This is a genomic window from Mesorhizobium sp. WSM4832, from assembly GCF_055811115.1.
In genome coordinates this window covers 141232-160088 of the sequence record NZ_JBVVQH010000001.1, presented here as the reverse complement: position 1 = coordinate 160088, position 18857 = coordinate 141232, and the positions used below count along the sequence as shown (strand labels likewise).

Genomic DNA, 18857 nt, shown 5'->3' with positions numbered 1-18857 from the left:
CGATACGCGATTCGAAAAAAACGGCCAGAGGAGGGAAGTCACACTTAGAGCGGTTCAGCTTCGAAAAGGGCGCTGGTCCGCTCCAAGTGCTTATTTTTTGCATTTCCGGACGGAAAACCGCTACGCAGTTTTCCTGGATTGCCTTTAGAACAAAAAAGAAACGGCGCCGCTAGACGCGACGCCGTTTGATCAGCCTAAGATCTGTCGCGGGATCTCAGTCGTCGAGCAGGTTCGTGCCCTTGCCGCGCTTGGGAGCGGGCTTGTCGGTCGAGCCGGTGGCGGTCGGCGCGGTCGACTTGTGGCGGTTCGCCATGAAGCGGTCGAACTCTTCCTGGTCCTTGGCGCGACGCAGTTCGCGGGCATAGTCGTCGAACTCGGTCAACATCTCGTCGAGCTTGCGGCGCTCCTCGGCGAGGCGCTCGAGCTCCTTCTCGCGCCAGTCGTCGAAGGCGACGTTGCCGGTGCGGGCCGAGCCGTGGCCCCAGCGGGCCGCCTTGTCGGAGCCGCGGCGGCAGCCGGCGAAGATGCCGTCCGTGGCGCGGTTGACGTCGCGCTTGAAGCCTTCGAGCCGGTCACCCCAGATGATGTAGGCGAGCATGGCGAAGCCGAGCGGCCAGAACACCATGAAGCCGATGACCATCAGCGCGATGGTGGCCGGCGTCCAGGCCGGACGGATCAATGCACTCGTGTTCATTTCTCCCAATCCTTCCGTTGGAGACAGCCAAACCGACTGCGTGGAATCGAAATGGGAAGGCGAAATCGGCGATTCAAGGCAAGTCCGGCCAAAACCGGCGAAGCGATTGAAATGATTATCGCTTTTTGAGTTTCTCGAGGAAAAGCACTGCCATTCCCGCGACAAGGCCCCAGAATGCCGCGCCGACGCCGAAGAGCGTAAGCCCCGAAGCCGTGACGGCAAAGGTAATGGTGGCGGGCATGCGCTCGGCCTCGTCCCTGAGCGCGATCGACAGGGCGTTGGCTAAAGCCGCCATCAGCGCCAGCCCGGCGACCAGCACGATCAAGCTCTGCGGCAGGACGGCGAAGATGGCCACCAGCGAGGCGCCGAAGACGGCAAAGAGCAGGTAGGCCAGCGCATAGAACGGCCCCGTCTTCCAACGCTCGGCCGGGTCGGGATGCACGTCGGGGCCGGTGCAGATTGCCGCCGAAATCGCCGCCAGATTGGTGGTACCGGCGCCGAACGGCGCCGACAGCAGCGAAAACAGGCCGGTGACGCCGATCAGCGGGCCAGGTTCGGGTTCGTAACCCGCCGCGCGCAGCACGGCGAGGCCGGAGAGGTTCTGCGAGGCCATGGTGACGAGGTAGAGCGGCAGCGCCAGGCCGACGATCGCCTTGACGGTGAAGCTTGGAGCAATCAGCGTCAGGGTCGACAGTTCCGGCGCCGGCAGGCCGCCGACGCGGCCGGTGAGGAAGGCGGCGAGCCCGCCGCCAACCAGAACCGCCAGCACCGACAGCGCCGGATTGAACAGGCGGATGACGAAAAAGGCCGCGATCAGCGGCAAAATCAGCCAGGGATCGGCCGGAACGGCTTTGACCGCATTGATGGCGAAAGTGACGACGATACCGGCCAGCATGCCGGAGGCGACGGACGCCGGTATGCGCGCAATCAGCTTGGTCAATGGCTTGAACAGGCCGGTGGCGACCAAAAGAACGCCAGTGACGATGAAGGCGCCGACGGCTTCGGGCATGGTGAAGCCGCTTGAGGCGGCGACCAGCGCGAGACCCGGCGTCGACCAGGCGGTGATGACGGGCATTTTCGTGCGCCAGGACAGCCACAGGCATTCGATCGCCATGGCGAGGCAGATCGCCGTCACGCCGCTTGCGGTCTCGACCTGCGTCGCGCCGACCGCCCTGGCGGCGGCGATGACGATGGCCAGAGTGCCGCCGAAACCGACGATCGCCGCGACGAAGGCTGATATCGGGATGGAAATGCGCATTCTCAGGCGGCCCGCCTGACCATGTCGGCTACGGCTCGCTTGAGCATTTCGAGATCCTCGGGACGGGACAGGCGGTGATCGCCGTCGGGGATCAGCGACAGCGTCACGTCGTCGGCGGGCAGCATGGATGCGAGTTTCAAGGCATGGCCCGAAGGCACGTCCGGGTCGACCAAGCCCTGCAGGATGTGCACCGGACAGTGGGTGTCGATCGGCCCGGTCATCACCCGGTTGGCGCGGCCGTCCTCGATCAGCGCGCGCGTGTAGACATAAGGCTCGTCCGAGTAATCGGACGGCTCGGCGAAGAAGCCTTTTTCCTGCAGGTCCTGCCGCTGCGCGTCGGTCAGCACCGGCTCGATCAGCTCGACGGTGAAATCCGGCGCCGGGGCGAGCAGCACCAGGCCGGCAACGCGATCTTCGCCGGCCTTATGCAGTTCCTGCACCATGCGCAGCGCAATCCATGCTCCCATCGAAGAACCGACCAGGACCTGCTTGCCCTGGCTGAACCGGCGAAAGACGGCCAGGCTCTCGGCCAGCCATCTGGAGATCGTGCCGTCGGCGAATTCGCCACCCGACTCGCCATGGCCGGAATAATCGTGGCGCAGATAGGCGCGGCCCTCGCCGCCGGCCCAGGCGACAAGCGTCTCGGCTTTGGTGCCCAGCATGTCGGACTTGTAGCCGCCGAGCCAGACCACGCCGGGCGCGGCGCCGGGCGTCTGCCTGACGGCGATGCTCGTTCCGTCCACATCGATGAAAACCGGGGTGCTGGCGGCCATGACGTCGTTCCTTTCGCCGGTCTTTTGGCACATGCGGTGGTTCAACGAAAAGTGCTCGCGACGTTTCTTTGCTTGGTGCAGGTAAAGGCAAGCGAACAGGTGATTTTCCTCAAAGCCTATGCTATTGACTCCGGCCGCGCGCTCACCACATAGGCGCGTCCAGCGATTTGAATCTACCGAACCCTGAACGAAACGGCCGAGGAGACCACGACCATTCGCAGACCTTTTAAAGCAGCGGCGCCCACCAAGGACGGCCCGCGCTCCAACCGAGACATCCGGGTTCCCCGGGTCCAGCTCATCGACGCCGAAGGCCAGAACCGCGGCGATGTTTCCATCAACGACGCATTGCTGCTCGCCGAAGAGGCCGGGCTCGATCTCGTCGAGATATCACCCAACGCGGTGCCGCCGGTCGTCAAGATCCTCGATCTCGGCAAGCTGAAATACGCCAACCAGAAGAAGGCGGCCGAAGCGCGCAAGAACCAGAAGGTCATCGAGATCAAGGAGATCAAGATGCGCCCGAACATCGACAGCCATGACTACGAGACCAAGATGAAGGCCGTGCGGCGCTTCTTCGAGGAAGGCGACAAGGTCAAGCTGACGCTGCGCTTCCGCGGCCGCGAGATGGCGCATATGGAGCTCGGCATGCAGCTTCTGAACAAGGTGCGCGAGGAAGTGGCGACCATTGCCAAGGTCGAGGCGGAGCCGAAGCTCGAAGGCCGCCAGATGATGATGGTTCTGGCGCCGCGCTAAAATCCCGCCAAAATCATGGTGCAAGGCGTCCCGACGATCGGCGGGGCGCCTGTTTTCTATCCGATCGCCAGCGACGATCGGCATTGCCGATCGCGAGCAAATCGACGATCGAGTTCCTCGATCGCGAGCAATCCAGCGATCGGGTTCCTTATGGCCGATGAAGTGAAGTCTCCGCCCGCCAAGCAAACCGAAGGTCTTGGCGGCTACCAGCATATGCGCCGGGTCGTGCTGGCCGTGCTGGTCGTGGTGCTGTTTGCCGCGCTTCTGTTCGGCCAGTCTTCCTTTGCGCCGGACACGCCGATGCACGAGACGATCGAGATGTTCGGCGTGCTGTTGATCTTTCTCGGCATCGTCGGTCGGCTGTGGTCGACGCTCTATATCGGCGGGCGCAAATCCTCCGAAGTGGTCACCGGCGGTCCTTATTCGATCACCCGCAACCCGCTCTATCTGTTCTCGACGGTGGCTGCAGCCGGCGTCGGCGCGCAGATCGGCTCGTTTTCAGGCATCATTCTCTTCGCGCTGCTGTGCGCCGGTGCGTTCCACATCGTCATCCTGCGCGAGGAGCGGTATCTGAAGGAAGTGCTCGGCGCGCCCTACCAGGCCTATCTCGCCAAGGTGCCGCGCTTCTTCCCGAACCTGACGCTCTACAAGGAAGGCGATACCGGCAGCTTCAAGCCGCGCCTCTTGTTGAACACGCTGCTCGACGGGCTGGTGTTCCTCGTCGCGTTGCCGGCGTTCGAGCTGATCGACGGCATGCAGCAGTCGGGGATGTTACCGGTGTGGTTCACGTTGCCGTAGGTCTCTAGCACAGAAGTTCTGACCGGTCGGCTATGCGTGCATTGGCAGATCCCATGCCTTGGAGATTGGCCGAAACGCTCGTCACTTCGTCATCCACGGGCGGAGCAAGGAGCGAAGCGACGCGCGCAGACCCGAGGATCCATGCCGCGACTTGGAAGCGCCGCGGCGGTCCAGAATTCTGCACCGTTGCACATTTCGATCGAGGTAACGGCATGGATTCTAGGGTCTGCGCCGCGTCGCTTCGCTCCTTGCTCCGCCCTAGAATGACGAGGTTGGGAAGCTTCAACTCATCGCCAGCGTTTGCGCTGGCTACCCCTACGGACGTTGATGACCCTGCCCGCCGACAAGCCTGCAATCTTTCAAAACCCTGTGCTGAGAAACCAGGAGCATATTGATATTCAGGTGATGCGGGCCTGACCTGAATCTCAACCGTTCCCGCCGGCGCACGGCGAGGACAGAGCGTCGCACGGCTTCGGGTGTTGCGCACTGGCCCTGTTTGATCTATAGGACCGCCGTTCCAAGAAAACCGCCCGGCAGGGCATGCCGTGGCGGTTTCATTTGCTTTTCGGGCTTTGGTCGGCCCGAAGCGAAAAAAGAAGCGCGATGGTGCGCCACCAATACGGAGTAGCAAAATGCCCAAGATGAAGACCAAATCGGCCGCCAAGAAGCGGTTCAAGATTACTGCCACCGGCAAGGTGCTGTCGGCTGCCGCCGGCAAGCGCCACGGCATGATCAAGCGTTCCAACAAGTTCATTCGCGATGCCCGAGGCACGATGGTTCTGGCTGAACCGGACGGCAAGAAGGTTATCAAGAATTTTCTGCCGAACGGCCTCTAATCCCTCGGCTTGGACAACGTTTTAAGGAGATCATGACATGGCACGCGTAAAGAGAGGCGTTACCTCCCACGCCAAGCACAAGAAGGTCCTGAAAGCCGCCAAGGGTTTCTACGGCCGCCGCAAGAATACCATCCGCATCGCCAAGCAGGCGGTGGAGAAGTCGCTGCAATACGCCTATCGCGACCGCAAGAACCGCAAGCGCTCGTTCCGCGCGCTGTGGATCCAGCGCATCAACGCCGCGACGCACGAGCACGGCCTGACCTATGGCCGCTTCATCGACGGCCTCAACAAAGCCGGCATCGAGATCGACCGCAAGATCCTTTCGGACATGGCCATCCACGAGCCGCAGGCTTTCGCAGCACTTGTGGCCAAGGCCAAGGTCGCGCTCGAATATCTGAAGAACACCACGCCGAACGCTTTTGAGAGCGCTGTCGCCTAAGCCAGCGCTTCCCAAGCATTCGCAATACTGATTTGGGGAACCCGCGCTGGCTCGGCTGGCGCGGGTTCTTTTTTGACCGAACATCACGTTTAACGTGATTTTCACGTTAATGCGGATTTTCCAACGTAGCGAGTTTGACCGTGAACGACGCAACTGCCGGCTTGGATACACTTGAAAATTCCCTTCTAGCCGATATCGCGGCGGCCTCGGACGAGGCTGCCATCGAGGCGGTGCGCGTCTCGGCGCTGGGCAAGAAGGGCTCGGTCTCCGAAATGTTGAAGACGCTCGGCGCCATGAGCGCCGAGGAACGGCAGGTGAAGGGCCCGGCGATCAACGGCCTGAAGAACCGCGTCACCGAAGCGCTCACCGCACGCAGGGCGGAGCTGAAGGATGTGGCGATCGGAGCTCGTCTGGCGGCCGAGACGGTCGATGTTACGCTCCCCGTTCGGCAGTCGCCGGCCGAGCGCGGGCGCATTCATCCGATCAGCCAGGTGATCGACGAGATCGCGGCGATCTTCGGCGATCTCGGCTTCGCGATCGCCGAAGGCCCGGACATCGAGACCGACTATTACAATTTCACGGCGCTGAACTTCCCCGAGGGACATCCGGCGCGCGAGATGCACGACACCTTCTTCTTCCAGCCGGACGAGAAGGGCGAGCGCAAGCTTTTGCGCACGCACACCTCGCCCGTGCAGATCCGCACCATGGAGAAGCAGAAGCCGCCGATCCGCATCGTCATCCCCGGCAAGACCTACCGGCAGGATTCGGATGCCACCCACTCGCCGATGTTCCATCAGGTCGAGGGGCTGGTGGTCGACAAATCAGCCAACGTCGCCAACATGAAATGGGTGCTGGAGGAGTTCTGCAAGGCCTTCTTCGAGGTGCCGGCGGTCAAGATGCGCTTCCGGCCGTCCTTCTTCCCGTTCACCGAGCCCAGCCTCGAGGTCGACATCCAGTGCGACCGCTCGCGTCCGGGCGAAGTGCGCTTCGGCGAAGGCTCCGACTGGATGGAGATCCTGGGCTGCGGCATGGTGCACCCCAACGTGCTGCGCGCCGGCGGGCTCGATCCGGACGAATACCAGGGCTTTGCCTGGGGCATGGGCATCGACCGCATCGCCATGCTGAAATACGGCATGCCGGACCTGCGCGCCTTCTTCGACGCCGACGTGCGCTGGTTGTCGCATTACGGTTTCAGGCCGCTCGACCTGCCGACGTTGTTCGGGGGCTTGAGCACGTGACCGCTCCCCATACCGGGGGCTGTCGCTGCGGCGCGGTGCGGTTCGAGGCGTCAGCCGAGCCGCACCACATCAGCTATTGCCATTGCGGCGACTGCCGGCGCGCGACAGGCGCGCCGGTGTCGGCTTTTGTCGGCTTCATGGCCGACCAGGTCGCCTTCACCGGCAAGGCACTGAAGATGTACGAGAACGGGCCGGTGACGCGCTCGTTCTGCGGCATTTGCGGTTCGCCAATCGCCTATGTCGACGAGCGGCTTGAAGACCAGATCTATTTCATGCTCGGCGCCATGGACATGCCGGCCTATTTCAAGCCGACGCTGCATGCCTATGTGCGCGAGCAGCTGCCTTTCCTGCATATGCCCGACGACCTGCCGCGCCATTTGAAGACCAGTGTGCCTAGATCCAATGGGCAAGGACCAGACGGAACAGAACGATGAAATTCACCCTCTCCTGGCTCAAGGACCATCTCGAGACCGACGCCTCGCTTGCCGAGATCGTCGAGCGGCTGACCGCGATCGGCCTCGAAGTCGAACATGTCGACGACAAGGCGGGCCTGAAACCCTTCGTCATCGCCAGGGTGCTGACCGCCGTGCAGCATCCCGACGCGGACCGGCTGCGCGTTCTCACCGTCGACACCGGCGACGGCAAGCCGCCTGTTCAAGTCGTATGCGGGGCGCCGAACGCCCGCGCGGGCCTGATCGGCGCTTTCGCGGCGCCCGGCACCTATGTTCCCGGCATCGACGTGACGCTTTCGGTCGGCAAGATCCGCGGCGTCGAGAGCCACGGCATGATGTGCTCCGAGCGCGAGTTGCAGTTGTCTGACGAGCACACCGGCATCATCGACCTGCCTGAGGATGCGCCGGTCGGCACCAGCTTCGCGGCTTACGCGCATCTCGACGATCCGGTCATCGAGATCAATCTGACGCCGAACCGCCCGGACGCCACCAGCGTCTACGGCATCGCGCGCGACCTTGCGGCGAGCGGGCTCGGCCGTCTCACCGGCGGCGCGATCATGCCGCATGCCGGCAACGGCCTGTGCCCGGTCAAGGTCACGATCGAAGCACCGGAGCTCTGCCCCGGTTTCGCGCTGACGCTAGTGAAGGGCGTCAAGAACGGCCCCTCGCCGAAATGGCTGCAGCAGCGGCTGATCGCCATCGGCTTGCGTCCGATCAGCGCGCTGGTCGACATCACCAACTACGTCACCTTCGACCGCGGCCGGCCGCTGCATGTCTTCGACGCCGCCAAGGTCGCCGGCAACCTAACCGTGCGGCGGGCGCGCGAAGGCGAAAAGGTGCTGGCGCTCGACGGGCGCGAATACACGCTGACGCCGGAGATGTGCGTGATCGCCGATGAGGACGGCGTCGAGTCGATCGCCGGCATCATGGGCGGCGAGCATTCGGGCTGCGACGAGAACACCACCGACGTGCTGATCGAATCGGCGCTGTGGGACCCGATCGCCACAGCGCGCACCGGCCGCACGCTCGGCATCATCAGCGACGCGCGCTACCGCTTCGAACGCGGCGTCGATCCCGAATTCATGGTGCCGGGCATCGAGCTGGCGACCAAGCTGGTGCTGGATTTCTGCGGCGGCACGCCTTCTGAAATCGAGGTTGCCGGCTATGCCGGCCACAAGCCGAAGATCGTCTTCTTCCCGCTTTCGGAGGTGAAGCGGCTGACCGGCATCGAGGTGCCAAGGGAGGAAGCCCTCGCTATCCTGACCCGTCTCGGCTTCGAGCTGCGCAGTTCGGGCGACGCCGTCGAGGTGAAGGTGCCTTCCTGGCGGCCGGATATCGACGGCAAGGCCGACCTTGTCGAGGAGGTGATGCGCATCCACGGCGTCGACAATATCGCGCCGCAGCCGCTGACCTCGCATGACGCCGTCAATGGCAAGATACTGACCACGCTGCAGGTGCGCACCCGCGCGGCCAAACGCGCGCTGGCCGTGCGCGGCATGATGGAGGCCGTCACCTGGTCGTTCATCCCGGCCAGGCACGCCGAGCTGTTCGGCGGCGGCCAGACGGCACTCAAGCTCGCCAACCCGATCGCCGCCGATATGTCCGACATGCGGCCTTCGCTGCTGCCCGGGCTGATCGCGGCCGCGCAGCGCAATGCCGACAAGGGCATCGGCGACGTTGCGCTGTTCGAGGTCTCCGGCACCTATGAGGGCGACGGCGCCGACCAGCAGCGGCGCGTCGCCGCTGGCGTGCGGCGCGGCACGGCAAAGCTCGACGGCTCGGGCCGCAGCTGGGCCGGCATTGCCGGCCCGGTCGGCGTGTTCGACGCCAAGGCCGATGCCATCGCAGCACTCGAAGCTTGTGGCGCGCCGGTCGACCGGCTGCAGATCGAGCCTGGCGGTCCGGCCTGGTATCATCCTGGACGGTCCGGCACGATCAAGCTCGGGCCGAAGACGGTGCTCGGCACCTTCGGCGAGTTCCATCCGAAGACGCTGGAAACGCTTGATGTCTCCGGACCGATCTGCGGCTTCGAGGTTTTCGTCGATGCCGTGCCGGAGCCGAAGGCCAAGCCGACGCGCACCAAGCCGAAGCTGGAGCTGTCGCCCTTCCAGGCGGTGAAGCGCGACTTCGCCTTCGTCGTCGACAGGTCGGTCGAAGCCGGCACGCTGGTGCGGGCAGCTTTGGCCGCCGACAAGAAGCTGGTCACCGGCGTCTCGGTGTTCGACGTCTTCGAAGGCGCATCGCTGGGTGCGGCCAAGAAGTCGATCGCCATCGAGGTCTCGATCCAGCCGGTCGAAAAGACGCTGATCGACGAGGATTTCGAGGCGCTGGCCAAGCGCATCGTCGACAACGTCAACAAGCAGACGGGCGGCGTGCTGCGCGCGTAAAGCATTGCGGAGTGATGGCGAATCGCCTTCCAAAGGACGATGGACCATCTCCGCTATTCCGGCCTTCCGTTCGAAGAGCAGCGCGCGGCTTTCCTCGCCATCGTCGCGGCGGACCCGCTGCTGGCTGAGACGCTGGCGCGGGTACGGGCGCTTGCCTTGCCGGACTGGCTGGTGGTGTCCGGCGCGCTCTACAACGGCGTCTGGAACCATCTGACCGGCAAGCCGCCGGGCTACGGCATCAAGGATGTCGACCTGTTCTATTTCGACGACGCCGACCTTTCCTACGAAGCGGAGGACGCGGTCATCCGCCGGGCGGCGCGGCACTTCGAGGGACTGAAGCTGCCCGTCGAGGTGCGCAACCAGGCGCGGGTGCATCTGTGGTATCCGGAAAAATTCGGGCAGGAGTGCCCGCGTTATGCGAGCGCGAGCGAATCGGTGAGCTACTTTGCATCGAAGACGCACGCGGTCGGGGTGCGGGATGGCCGGGACGGCGCGTTGGAATTGGTAGCGCCGTTCGGACTGGATGACATTTTTTCGTTCCGCATCGTGCCGAACCGGGCGCTGGATAATCAGCGGACGCATGAGATGAAGGGCAGGCGGGCGCGGGAGTGCTGGGCGGAGATTGAGGTGGTGCCTTGGTAGGGGCGTAGAGATAAGATAACTTTGCGCGAGGCCCCCCTCTCTGTCCTGCCGGACATCTCCCCCTCAAGGGGGGAGATTAGCGGTTTCGATGACGGCGCTCCCCTTTAAACGCCGGTGATTGGCGAAAGCGACCCGCGACGGCTGATCTCCCCCCTTGAGGGGGAGATGGCCGGCAGGCCAGAGAGGGGGGCCTGGCGCCGGCATCTCAACAAAAAAGGGCGCCGCCCCCTTCTGCTCACCCATTCACCAGCGCCAGCAATTCCTCCGTATAGCGCTTGCCGACCACCTTATCCGGCGACAGCGCGTCGCCGATCGCAGAAACCTCAGCCGCGCTCAGCTCGATCCCGGCCGCCGCCGTGTTCTGCTCGAGATGGCGGATTTTCCTTGCGCCGGGGATCGGCACGATAAAATCGCCCTGGTGCAGCACCCAGGCGAGCGCCAGCTGCGCCGGTGTCACGCCCTTTTCAGCCGCCAGCTTCTCCAGCACCGCGATGACGGCGTTGTTGGCTTCCATGGCTTCCGCCTGGAAGCGCGGCAGGGTACGGCGCCAGTCATCCGTACCCAGCGCATCGGGCTTGCCGATCGCGCCGGTGAGCAGGCCACGCCCGAGCGGGCTATAGGGAACGAAGCCGATGCCGAGCTCGCGGCAGACAGTAAAAACCTCGTCCTCCGGGTCACGGCTCCACAGCGAATATTCGCTCTGCACGGCGGCGATCGGGTGCACGGCATGCGCCCGGCGCAGTGTCGCGCCGCTCACTTCCGAGAGGCCAAGCGCGCGCACCTTGCCCTCGCGCACCAGCTCGGCCATGGCGCCGACCGTGTCCTCGATCGGCACGTTCGGGTCGACGCGATGCTGGTAATAGAGGTCGATGACGTCGGTGTTCAGCCGCTTCAGCGAGGCCTCGGCCACCGCCTTGACATGCTCGGGGCGGCTGTCGACGCCGACCATGCGGTCAGTGCCTGTGCCGTGCTCGGAAATCTTGAAGCCGAACTTGGTGGCGATGGTGACATGATCGCGCACCGGCTTCAGCGCGTTGCCGAGCAGGATCTCGTTCTCGAAGGGGCCGTAGACTTCGGCCGTGTCGAAGAAGGTGACGCCGATCTCGACGGCGCGGCGCAGCGTGGCGATGGCTTCCGCCTCCGGCTGGCCGCCATAGCCAAAACTCATGCCCATACAGCCGAGTCCGACGGGGAAGACTTCCAGTTCAGTTCCAAGTTTGCGGGTTTTCATGGCGCATCTCCTTGTTGCGATGAGGGAGAGATAGCGCCTTGTGTCGCGTTCGATAATTCTGTCTCTTTTGCACGGCTTGGTCTATAAAATAGAACAATGAACCGAACGAACCTCTCTCAGCTCGCCGTGCTCGCCACGGTCGCCCAATGCGCCAGCTTCCGCGGCGCCGCCCGCGAGCTCGGCATCGCGCCCTCGGCTGTCAGCCATGCGGTATCGAGCCTCGAAGCGCGGCTCGGGGTGCGGCTCCTGGCGCGCAGCACGCGCAGCGTCGCCCCGACCGAGGAAGGAGCGCAATTGCTCGAGCGGTTGCGGCCGGCGCTCTCCGAGATCGACCTGGCGCTGGAGGCGGCGGTCGAGGCGCGTGACCGGCCGGCCGGCAATTTGCGGCTGAGCGTGCCGCGCACCGCCGCGCATCTGGTGCTGACGCCGCGTCTCGGCGCTTTCGCTGCTGCCTATCCGGACATCGTGCTGGAGATCATCATCGAGGACCGTTTCACCGATGTCGTCGAAGGCGGCTTCGACGCCGGCGTGCGGCTCGGCGAGAGCCTGCAGCGCGACATGATCGCGGTGCGCATCGGGCCGAACATCCGCGGCGCGGTGGTCGGCGCGCCATCCTATTTCGCGACCATGCCGAAGCCGCGCCACCCGCGCGAGCTGGCCGGTCATAGCTGCATCCGCTTCCGGTTTTCGAGCGGCATCCTTTATCGTTGGGAGTTCGAGAAGGGCGGCGAAGAGATCGAGATGGCGGTGCAAGGGCCGCTGATCCTCGACGAGGACCATTTGATCGCCCAGGCGGCGATCGACGGGGCAGGGCTTGCCTTCGTATTCGAGGATTATGTGACGGCGCCGCTCGCCGACGGAAGGCTGATGCGTGTGCTGGAGGACTGGTGCCCGGCTTTCGACGGCTTCTTCGTCTACTATCCGAGCCGCCGCCAGATGCGGCCGGCGCTCAGGGCTTTCGTGGATTTCTTCAAGGTGAGTGGGGAGTCCCACCCTCCCCCTTTGTGGCAGGGCTATCGCTTATAGATTTTTGTGAAGAGGACCCCCACCCCGTCGCTTCGCGCCGACCCTCCCCACAAGGGGGAGGGTGGAAGAAAGCCGGCGCCAGCTTCGTTCGTCTCACATGCAGTCCATCACCAACACCTCCACCCGTTACGGCTGGCCAATGATCATCCTCCATTGGCTGATCGGCATCATCTTCATCGGCCAGTTCGTGCTGGGCTTTGTCATGGTGCGGATCGAAAGCCAGCGGATGTCGTTCGAGCTGATCCAGCTGCACAAATCCTTCGGCTTCCTGCTGCTCGTACTGATCATCCTGCGTATTGCCTGGCGGCTCGGCAACGCGGCGCCGGCACTCCCACCGTCGGTCGGAATCTTGGAGCGGCGAGCGGCGCCGCTGGCGCATTTCGCGCTCTATGCCTTCCAGGTCGCCCTGCCACTCTCCGGCTGGGCCCTGGTCTCGGTCTCGACGCTGGAGATCCCGACGATGCCGTTCAACCAGTTCGTCATGCCCAACCTGCCGCTTGCCGAATCCGATGCCGCGGAAAGCTTCTGGTCGGCGGCGCACTGGTACCTGGCCTATGCCGGCATCGCGCTGGTGGCGCTGCATGTCGCGGCGGCATTTCGCCATCACTTCCTTCTGCGCGACAATGTGCTCACACGCATGATCACGCCTTCGTCAGACGGGGAATAGAACAGGCCCATCATTCGTTGGTGGGGCGAGATGACAGCAAGGCGCTGCCTCAGGAAAAGGACCATCCCCATGCATGCGCGTATTCTCGGATTGGCGGCATTTGCCGCTTGCCTTGTCATGCCTGTGTACGCAGCCGTCGCTCTCAGCGACGCCGCCGGCAGCTACACGATCAACCCGTCGGGGTCCTCGATCCACTTCAGCATCGGCAAGGCCGGCGGCGGCGGCTTCGACGGCGCCTTCGGCCGCTTCAAGGGCACGATCCGCATCGACAACAGCGATGTCGGCCGCTCGAAGGTCGACCTCACCATCTATCCCGAAAGCGTCGGCACCGGCCAAGGCCGCATCGACGCCTTCCTGCGCTCCGACGCGGTGTTCGACGCCGCCAACAATCCCGAAATCCAGTTCCGCTCGACCAGCGTGGCCCGCACCGGCGACACGACGGCGCTGGTCACCGGCCGGCTGACGGCGCGCGGCAGGACGTTTCCGGAAAAATTCACCGCCGAGCTCGGCGGATTGAAGGGCGGGACCATCAAGTTCCATGTCACCGGCAAGGTGCTGAGGTCGCGCTACGGCATGGACGTCGGCACGCCGCTCTATTCCAACGTCGTCGACTTCGACATGACGCTGATGGGGAAAAGGGGGTAGGTACAGCGCCTTTCCTCGCCCCCGGCAAGGCGGGCTACGCTACGAACTCATGTTCTGTGACTGGCGTGACTGATCAGGTCGTAGCTTGATTGCCACGTGGTTCCCCCAATCCGTCGCTGCTTCGCAGCGCCACCTTTCCCCCCTCCGGAGGGAAAGGAAGGGAGCGTGCCGGACGAGCGTTGACGGCAAAAAGCTCGGCTCCTTTCCTCTACCCGTCGATCGGGGGAGAGGTGGCTCGGCGAAGCCGAGACGGAGTGGGGGTCGACCAGCGCTACATTGGACAATGCAAGCGCCGAGCTGCACGGAGCGTCTGCGATTGGCTTTTCCCTCGATTTCGGGCACACCTCCATCGATGTAATCGACATGGAGAAGCGTGATGTTCCGATGGGGTGTTCTGTCGACGGCAAAGATCGGCCGCGAGCAGCTTTTGCCGGCAATCGTGGATTCGGAAAACGGCGTGCTTTCGGCGATCGCCAGCCGCGACCTGTCGAAGGCCAAGGCTTTGGGCGAGCGTTTCGGCGCCCGTCATGCCTTCGGCTCCTATGAGGAGCTGCTCGCCTCGAAGGAGGTCGACGGCGTCTACATTCCGCTGCCCACCTCGCAGCATGTCGAGTGGACGGCGAAGGCGATCGAGGCGGGCAAGCACGTGCTGGTCGAGAAGCCGCTGGCGCTCGACGCCAAGGACATCCCGCCGCTGATCAAGCTGCGCGACAGCAAGAAGGTGCTCGTCTGCGAAGCCTTCATGGTCGTCTACCATCCGCAATGGATCAAGGTGCGCGACCTCATCGCCAGCGGCGCCATCGGCCGGCTGCGCCACGTGCAGGGCGCGTTCTCCTATTACAATGTCGACCCCAAGAACATGCGCAACCAGCTCGATCTCGGTGGCGGCGCGCTGCCCGACATCGGCGTCTATCCGACGGTGTCGACGCGTTTTTCGACCGGCAAGGAGCCGCTCCGGGTGCAGGCCACCATCGAGCGCGACAAGAATTTCGGCACCGACATCTACTCCTCGATCCGCGCCGATTTCGGCGACTTCGAACTGTCCTTCTACCTGTCGACGCAGATGGCGGCGCGCCAGGTGATGGTGTTCCACGGCGAGAAGGGTTTCATCGAGGTGTTTGGGCCGTTCAACGCCGGGCTCTACGAGCATCACCGCATCGAGCTGCACAACCAGAACCACACCGAGGCACAGGTGTTCCGTTTCCCCGGCACGCAGCAGTACCGGCTGGAATGCGAAGCCTTCGTGCGCGCCGCACAAGGCGGCAAGGACCGCGTCTTCACGCTGGAGGAATCGGTGCTCAACCAGAAGGTCATCGACGCCATCTTCCGCGCCGGCGAAAAGGACGGCTGGGAGCCCGTCTGAGAGAAACGCCGACGGCCGTCCTGAGGGGAGCGAAACCATGGCTGACGATGCGGACGTGATCATTGTCGGCGCGGGGCTGGCAGGCCTCGTTGCCGCGGCAGAGGTGGCCGAGGCCGGCAAGAAGATCATCATCGTCGACCAGGAGCCGGAGCAGTCGCTGGGCGGTCAGGCCTTCTGGTCGTTCGGCGGGCTGTTCCTGGTCGATTCGCCCGAGCAGCGGCGCATGCGCATCCGCGACTCCCACGATCTCGCGCTCGAGGACTGGATGGGCACCGCCGCCTTCGACTGTCCCGAGGATTTCTGGCCGCGCAAATGGGCGGAAGCCTATGTCGGCTTCGCCGCCGGCGAGAAACGCTCCTGGCTGATCGAGCGCGGGCTGAAATTCTTCCCCGTCGTCGGCTGGGCCGAGCGCGGCGGCGGCAACGCTTCCGGCCACGGCAATTCGGTGCCGCGCTTCCATATCACCTGGGGCACCGGGCCAGGCGTGCTGGAGCCCTTCGTCCTGCGCGTGCGCGAGGCGCAAAAGCGGGGGCTTGTGCAGTTCAAGTTCCGCCACCGGGTCAACGAGATTGTCCGCACCGGCAACACCGTCACCGGCGTGCGCGGCGATGTGCTGGAGCCGAGCAGCGTCGAGCGCGGCCGCAAGAGCGCGCGCGATGTGAGCGGCGAGTTCGCGCTCAGCGCGCAGGCGGTGATCGTCGCTTCGGGCGGCATCGGCGGCAACCATGAGCTGGTGCGCAGCAATTGGCCGCAGCGCCTCGGCGCGCCGCCCAAGCAGATGATCACCGGCGTGCCGGACCATGTCGACGGCCGCATGCTGGCGATCACCGAGGCGGCTGGCGGGAGGGTCATCAACCGCGACCGCATGTGGCACTATGTCGAGGGTATCAAGAATTGGGCGCCGATCTGGACCGATCACGCGATCCGCATCCTGCCCGGGCCGTCCTCGATCTGGCTCGACGCGCGCGGCAGGCGGCTGCCGGTGCCGCTTTATCCGGGCTTCGACACCTTAGCCACGCTCAGCCACATCATGAGCACCGGCTTCGACTATTCCTGGTTCATCCTGACCAGGAAGATCATCCAGAAGGAGTTCGCGCTGTCGGGCTCCGAACAGAACCCCGACCTCACCGGAAAAAGCTGGCGGCAGGTGCTGGGACGCGCCACGTCGGGCATTCCCGGCCCGGTGAAAGCCTTCATGGAAAAGGGCGAGGACTTCATCGTCGAGGCCGACCTTCCCGGGCTGGTGGCACGCATGAACGCGCTGGCCGGCGGCGCACCGCTGTTGGAAGTGACGCAGGTCGAGCGCGAGATCCGCGCCCGCGACAGGCAGCTCGACAATCCGTTCTCGAAAGATGCCCAGATCACCGCGCTGCGCGGCGCGCGCGCCTATCTCGGCGACAGGCTGATCCGCACCGCCAAGCCGCACAGGATGCTCGATCCCGCGAACGGCCCGCTGATCGCCGTGCGGCTCAATATCCTCACCCGCAAGACGCTGGGCGGGCTGCAGACCGATCTCGACAGCCGCGTGCTCGATGCCGAGGGGCAACCCGTGCCAGGGCTATATGCCGTCGGCGAAGTCGCCGGCTTCGGCGGCGGCGGCGTGCATGGCTATGCGGCGCTGGAAGGCACCTTCCTCGGTGGCTGCATCTTCTCGGGCCGCAGTGCAGGCAGGGCGGCGGCGAAGGCGGTTCGCTGAATGATCGAGCGGTGTTGCCGCAAGCTCGTGAAGCGCGAACTACCTCATCTCCGGCATCATTCCAGCGATTGATTATCCCTTGAAGGCGATACCGAAAAGCGTCACGAAGCCCGGAGACCCACGGCGAGCAAGACCGTTTCATACGGTACCAACGCGCTTTAACAGATGCTAATGTTCTCGGCTACTCGGGACCGTCGCAATGTCCAAGATTTGCTTATTGTGCGCGTGCCTTCTTTTTCTGGGCGGCTTGTCGACACCAGCATTCTGTGAGGCCGAGATCGGCCAACGCAGCCACAGATATGCACTTGTCATCGGCAACTCTGCCTATCGTTATGCGCCATCGCTCACCAACGGAGTGAATGATGCAAATGCGATCGCTGGAGTTTTGGAGGAGACGGGTTTTGAGGTCACCCTTGGCCTGGACGCTGACGCGTCGACGTTTAGGGAGCTCGTCGCGAAATTCAGGCGAAACTTGCAGCCGGGCGACGTCTCACTTTTTTACTATGCCGGACACGGGCTCCAAGCGAACGGAGAGAACTACCTATTGCCTGTCGATGCCGCCCTCCAGCGTCCGGCGGACTTGGCTCTAGAGGCAGAGCGCTTACAAGATATCATCGCAGCCATGACGGTCGAGGAAAATACCGCCATCGTCCTTCTCGATGCCTGTCGGGACAATCCTTTCGTTAAGCAATTAAGTGGGCAGAGTCAGAGTCGCGGCCTTGCAATAGGAACGGGGCTGGGAGCCTTGGATGCTGGCAGGGGAGTCTTTATCGGCTTTGCAACACAGCCCGGCAATGTGGCTCTCGATGGGGCCGCCAGTCATAGCCCTTTTGCAGACTCGCTTGTGAAGCGCATAAAGACTCCTTCGATCGACATTGAAATTCTTATGCGTCGCGTCCGGTTGGACGTCATGAACGTGACTTCTGGGAGGCAGATACCCTGGAGCAACTCGTCCTTGGTAGAACCGGGATTCTCATTCAACCCAGATGCCGCGTCCAGTCAGTTTCCATCAGAACTCCATCAGCCAGATTTCAACACGGCGACGGAACTCGAATTTTGGAAATCGATCAAGGATACATCCGATGTCTCTATGTATCGTGCTTATCTAGCGGCATTCCCGAATGGTGCATTCATCGAAATTGCAAAGAGTCGAATTGCCAAGTTCAAAGCACCTGCGCCGCCACGGAAAAAAGTCCTGCCAAAGAAAGTTCCTCGTAAACCGCAAGCCTCGTTGCCTATCAACGAGCCTTCCACCAATCGTTCAGCGGAAACGACGGCACCTGCTAAACCGGAATCCGTTGGACGATGCAGAGATGGCAATAAGGAGCAATGTCGCCTAAGATGCCAAGAGGGTAGGAGGCGCGCCTGCCGTAAGCTGCAGCTGCTTGGGGGTTAAACAATCGCGCGCACGATTGCCTTGTGTCGCGAATTCGGCGGACGCGGTGGCGAATGCCAGGGCATGCCGCCGGCTACCGGCTGGTCAACATCATGCGGTTGCCTTCGCTGTCGCGGAGCTCGGCGACGGTGCGGCCTGGCTGCCAAGGCGCTTCCTGCGGCTCGGTGATGATCTCGACGCCTTTGGCCTTGAGCGATGCTACCCTTGCCTCGACATCATCGTCGACCAGGACGAGCACCGGCTCCGCGCTTGGCGCTGTATCGGCGCGCTTGATGAAATGCAGGTTGGTGACCGCGTGGGGGAACGCTAGCTCTACCCAGCGCCAGCCGCCATCCCCCATCGACTGGTCGGCTATGACGTGGCACGCAAGGTTGTCGGTGTAGAACGCCCTGGCGCGATCCTGGTCGAACACCGGGAGTTCGGCAAACTGGATATGCATGGATGTCTCTCCTCATCGTGGAAGCCGCGGGTGCGGCCTCCACGCGTCTAAGACGGTGTCGGCCAGCAAAAAGATTCGCCAGCCGGTGAGAATCTTTTCGGCAATGCGGAACGTCTTCCTCACGCAG

Annotated in this window: 19 protein-coding genes; 14 read left to right on the top strand and 5 right to left on the bottom strand. The window is 63.6% G+C overall.

Going from position 1 to position 18857, the window contains the following annotated elements:
- Nucleotides 1-214: 214 nt before the first annotated feature.
- The 3 genes from AC0L2L_RS00795 to AC0L2L_RS00785 form a co-directional block, all read right to left on the bottom strand.
- Nucleotides 215-694 (bottom strand): DUF2852 domain-containing protein, encoded by a 480-nt coding sequence (locus tag AC0L2L_RS00795; RefSeq protein WP_473575488.1) that lies wholly within the window; start codon nt 692-694, stop codon nt 215-217.
- Nucleotides 695-809: 115 nt separating this feature from the next.
- Nucleotides 810-1952 (bottom strand): benzoate/H(+) symporter BenE family transporter, encoded by a 1143-nt coding sequence (locus AC0L2L_RS00790; protein ID WP_473575486.1) that lies wholly within the window; start codon nt 1950-1952, stop codon nt 810-812.
- Nucleotides 1953-1954: 2 nt separating this feature from the next.
- Complete coding sequence (locus tag AC0L2L_RS00785; RefSeq protein ID WP_473575485.1) at nt 1955-2725, bottom strand: alpha/beta hydrolase; 771 nt, start codon at nt 2723-2725, stop codon at nt 1955-1957.
- A gap of 213 nt (nt 2726-2938) precedes the next feature.
- On the opposite strand from AC0L2L_RS00785, the gene infC reads away from it, so the two are divergent.
- From infC to AC0L2L_RS00745, 8 genes are all read left to right on the top strand, one after another.
- On the top strand, nt 2939-3475 hold the full coding sequence (gene infC, locus AC0L2L_RS00780; RefSeq protein WP_010912915.1) for a translation initiation factor IF-3: 537 nt from the start codon (nt 2939-2941) through the stop codon (nt 3473-3475).
- 150 nt (nt 3476-3625) lie between these two features.
- Complete coding sequence (locus AC0L2L_RS00775) at nt 3626-4273, top strand: methyltransferase family protein (protein WP_027166936.1); 648 nt, start codon at nt 3626-3628, stop codon at nt 4271-4273.
- 632 nt (nt 4274-4905) lie between these two features.
- Nucleotides 4906-5109 carry a 50S ribosomal protein L35 gene (gene rpmI, locus AC0L2L_RS00770; RefSeq protein ID WP_027166935.1) on the top strand — a complete coding sequence of 68 codons (204 nt, stop codon included), beginning with the start codon at nt 4906-4908 and terminating at the stop codon, nt 5107-5109.
- Between the two features lie 37 nt (nt 5110-5146).
- Nucleotides 5147-5548 (top strand): 50S ribosomal protein L20, encoded by a 402-nt coding sequence (rplT, locus tag AC0L2L_RS00765; RefSeq protein ID WP_006201247.1) that lies wholly within the window; start codon nt 5147-5149, stop codon nt 5546-5548.
- A gap of 140 nt (nt 5549-5688) precedes the next feature.
- Nucleotides 5689-6786 (top strand): phenylalanine--tRNA ligase subunit alpha, encoded by a 1098-nt coding sequence (gene pheS, locus AC0L2L_RS00760; protein WP_473575484.1) that lies wholly within the window; start codon nt 5689-5691, stop codon nt 6784-6786.
- Nucleotides 6783-7220, top strand: coding sequence for a GFA family protein (locus tag AC0L2L_RS00755; RefSeq protein ID WP_473575483.1), 438 nt, complete (start codon nt 6783-6785; stop codon nt 7218-7220). Before pheS ends, AC0L2L_RS00755 begins: the two co-directional genes overlap by 4 nt.
- A complete protein-coding gene (gene pheT / locus AC0L2L_RS00750) occupies nt 7217-9625 on the top strand; it encodes a phenylalanine--tRNA ligase subunit beta (RefSeq protein ID WP_473575482.1) in 2409 nt (802 codons plus the stop codon). Before AC0L2L_RS00755 ends, pheT begins: the two co-directional genes overlap by 4 nt.
- Nucleotides 9626-9664: 39 nt before the next feature.
- Nucleotides 9665-10267: a nucleotidyltransferase family protein gene (locus AC0L2L_RS00745; RefSeq protein WP_473575481.1), complete on the top strand. Its 603-nt coding sequence runs from the start codon at nt 9665-9667 to the stop codon at nt 10265-10267.
- 235 nt (nt 10268-10502) lie between these two features.
- On the opposite strand, the gene AC0L2L_RS00740 is transcribed toward AC0L2L_RS00745, so the two are convergent.
- Entirely contained in the window at nt 10503-11498 is a 996-nt protein-coding gene (locus AC0L2L_RS00740) for an aldo/keto reductase (protein ID WP_473575479.1), read from the bottom strand.
- A 96-nt stretch (nt 11499-11594) separates the two neighbouring features.
- Here AC0L2L_RS00740 and AC0L2L_RS00735 point away from each other — a divergent pair, with 96 nt between their 5' ends.
- The 6 genes from AC0L2L_RS00735 (at nt 11595) to AC0L2L_RS00710 (ending at nt 18291) form a co-directional block, all read left to right on the top strand.
- Nucleotides 11595-12524: a LysR family transcriptional regulator gene (locus tag AC0L2L_RS00735; RefSeq protein WP_473575478.1), complete on the top strand. Its 930-nt coding sequence runs from the start codon at nt 11595-11597 to the stop codon at nt 12522-12524.
- Nucleotides 12525-12621: 97 nt separating this feature from the next.
- Nucleotides 12622-13191, top strand: coding sequence for a cytochrome b (locus AC0L2L_RS00730; RefSeq protein ID WP_473575476.1), 570 nt, complete (start codon nt 12622-12624; stop codon nt 13189-13191).
- Between the two features lie 69 nt (nt 13192-13260).
- Nucleotides 13261-13836 (top strand): YceI family protein, encoded by a 576-nt coding sequence (locus AC0L2L_RS00725; RefSeq protein ID WP_473575474.1) that lies wholly within the window; start codon nt 13261-13263, stop codon nt 13834-13836.
- A gap of 376 nt (nt 13837-14212) precedes the next feature.
- Entirely contained in the window at nt 14213-15199 is a 987-nt protein-coding gene (locus AC0L2L_RS00720; RefSeq protein ID WP_027166926.1) for a Gfo/Idh/MocA family protein, read from the top strand.
- A 37-nt stretch (nt 15200-15236) separates the two neighbouring features.
- Complete coding sequence (locus AC0L2L_RS00715) at nt 15237-16895, top strand: FAD-binding dehydrogenase (protein ID WP_473575473.1); 1659 nt, start codon at nt 15237-15239, stop codon at nt 16893-16895.
- Nucleotides 16896-17094: 199 nt separating this feature from the next.
- Entirely contained in the window at nt 17095-18291 is a 1197-nt protein-coding gene (locus AC0L2L_RS00710; RefSeq protein ID WP_473575472.1) for a caspase family protein, read from the top strand.
- 73 nt (nt 18292-18364) lie between these two features.
- Here the strand turns inward: AC0L2L_RS00710 and AC0L2L_RS00705 are convergent, their stop codons facing one another.
- Nucleotides 18365-18730 carry a VOC family protein gene (locus tag AC0L2L_RS00705; protein ID WP_473575471.1) on the bottom strand — a complete coding sequence of 122 codons (366 nt, stop codon included), beginning with the start codon at nt 18728-18730 and terminating at the stop codon, nt 18365-18367.
- Between the last annotated feature and the right edge of the window lie 127 nt (nt 18731-18857).

Bases quoted from the DNA above. Each gene is read 5' to 3' on its own strand.
- AC0L2L_RS00795 (WP_473575488.1), bottom strand. From the start codon at position 694: ATGAACACGAGTGCATTGATCCGTCCGGCCTGGACGCCGGCCACCATC.
- AC0L2L_RS00790 (WP_473575486.1), bottom strand. From the start codon at position 1,952: ATGCGCATTTCCATCCCGATATCAGCCTTCGTCGCGGCGATCGTCGGT.
- AC0L2L_RS00785 (WP_473575485.1), bottom strand. From the start codon at position 2,725: ATGGCCGCCAGCACCCCGGTTTTCATCGATGTGGACGGAACGAGCATC.
- AC0L2L_RS00775 (WP_027166936.1), top strand. From the start codon at position 3,626: ATGGCCGATGAAGTGAAGTCTCCGCCCGCCAAGCAAACCGAAGGTCTT.
- rpmI (WP_027166935.1), top strand. From the start codon at position 4,906: ATGCCCAAGATGAAGACCAAATCGGCCGCCAAGAAGCGGTTCAAGATT.
- rplT (WP_006201247.1), top strand. From the start codon at position 5,147: ATGGCACGCGTAAAGAGAGGCGTTACCTCCCACGCCAAGCACAAGAAG.
- pheT (WP_473575482.1), top strand. From the start codon at position 7,217: ATGAAATTCACCCTCTCCTGGCTCAAGGACCATCTCGAGACCGACGCC.
- AC0L2L_RS00745 (WP_473575481.1), top strand. From the start codon at position 9,665: ATGGACCATCTCCGCTATTCCGGCCTTCCGTTCGAAGAGCAGCGCGCG.
- AC0L2L_RS00740 (WP_473575479.1), bottom strand. From the start codon at position 11,498: ATGAAAACCCGCAAACTTGGAACTGAACTGGAAGTCTTCCCCGTCGGA.
- AC0L2L_RS00735 (WP_473575478.1), top strand. From the start codon at position 11,595: ATGAACCGAACGAACCTCTCTCAGCTCGCCGTGCTCGCCACGGTCGCC.
- AC0L2L_RS00730 (WP_473575476.1), top strand. From the start codon at position 12,622: ATGCAGTCCATCACCAACACCTCCACCCGTTACGGCTGGCCAATGATC.
- AC0L2L_RS00725 (WP_473575474.1), top strand. From the start codon at position 13,261: ATGCATGCGCGTATTCTCGGATTGGCGGCATTTGCCGCTTGCCTTGTC.
- AC0L2L_RS00720 (WP_027166926.1), top strand. From the start codon at position 14,213: ATGTTCCGATGGGGTGTTCTGTCGACGGCAAAGATCGGCCGCGAGCAG.
- AC0L2L_RS00715 (WP_473575473.1), top strand. From the start codon at position 15,237: ATGGCTGACGATGCGGACGTGATCATTGTCGGCGCGGGGCTGGCAGGC.
- AC0L2L_RS00710 (WP_473575472.1), top strand. From the start codon at position 17,095: ATGTCCAAGATTTGCTTATTGTGCGCGTGCCTTCTTTTTCTGGGCGGC.
- AC0L2L_RS00705 (WP_473575471.1), bottom strand. From the start codon at position 18,730: ATGCATATCCAGTTTGCCGAACTCCCGGTGTTCGACCAGGATCGCGCC.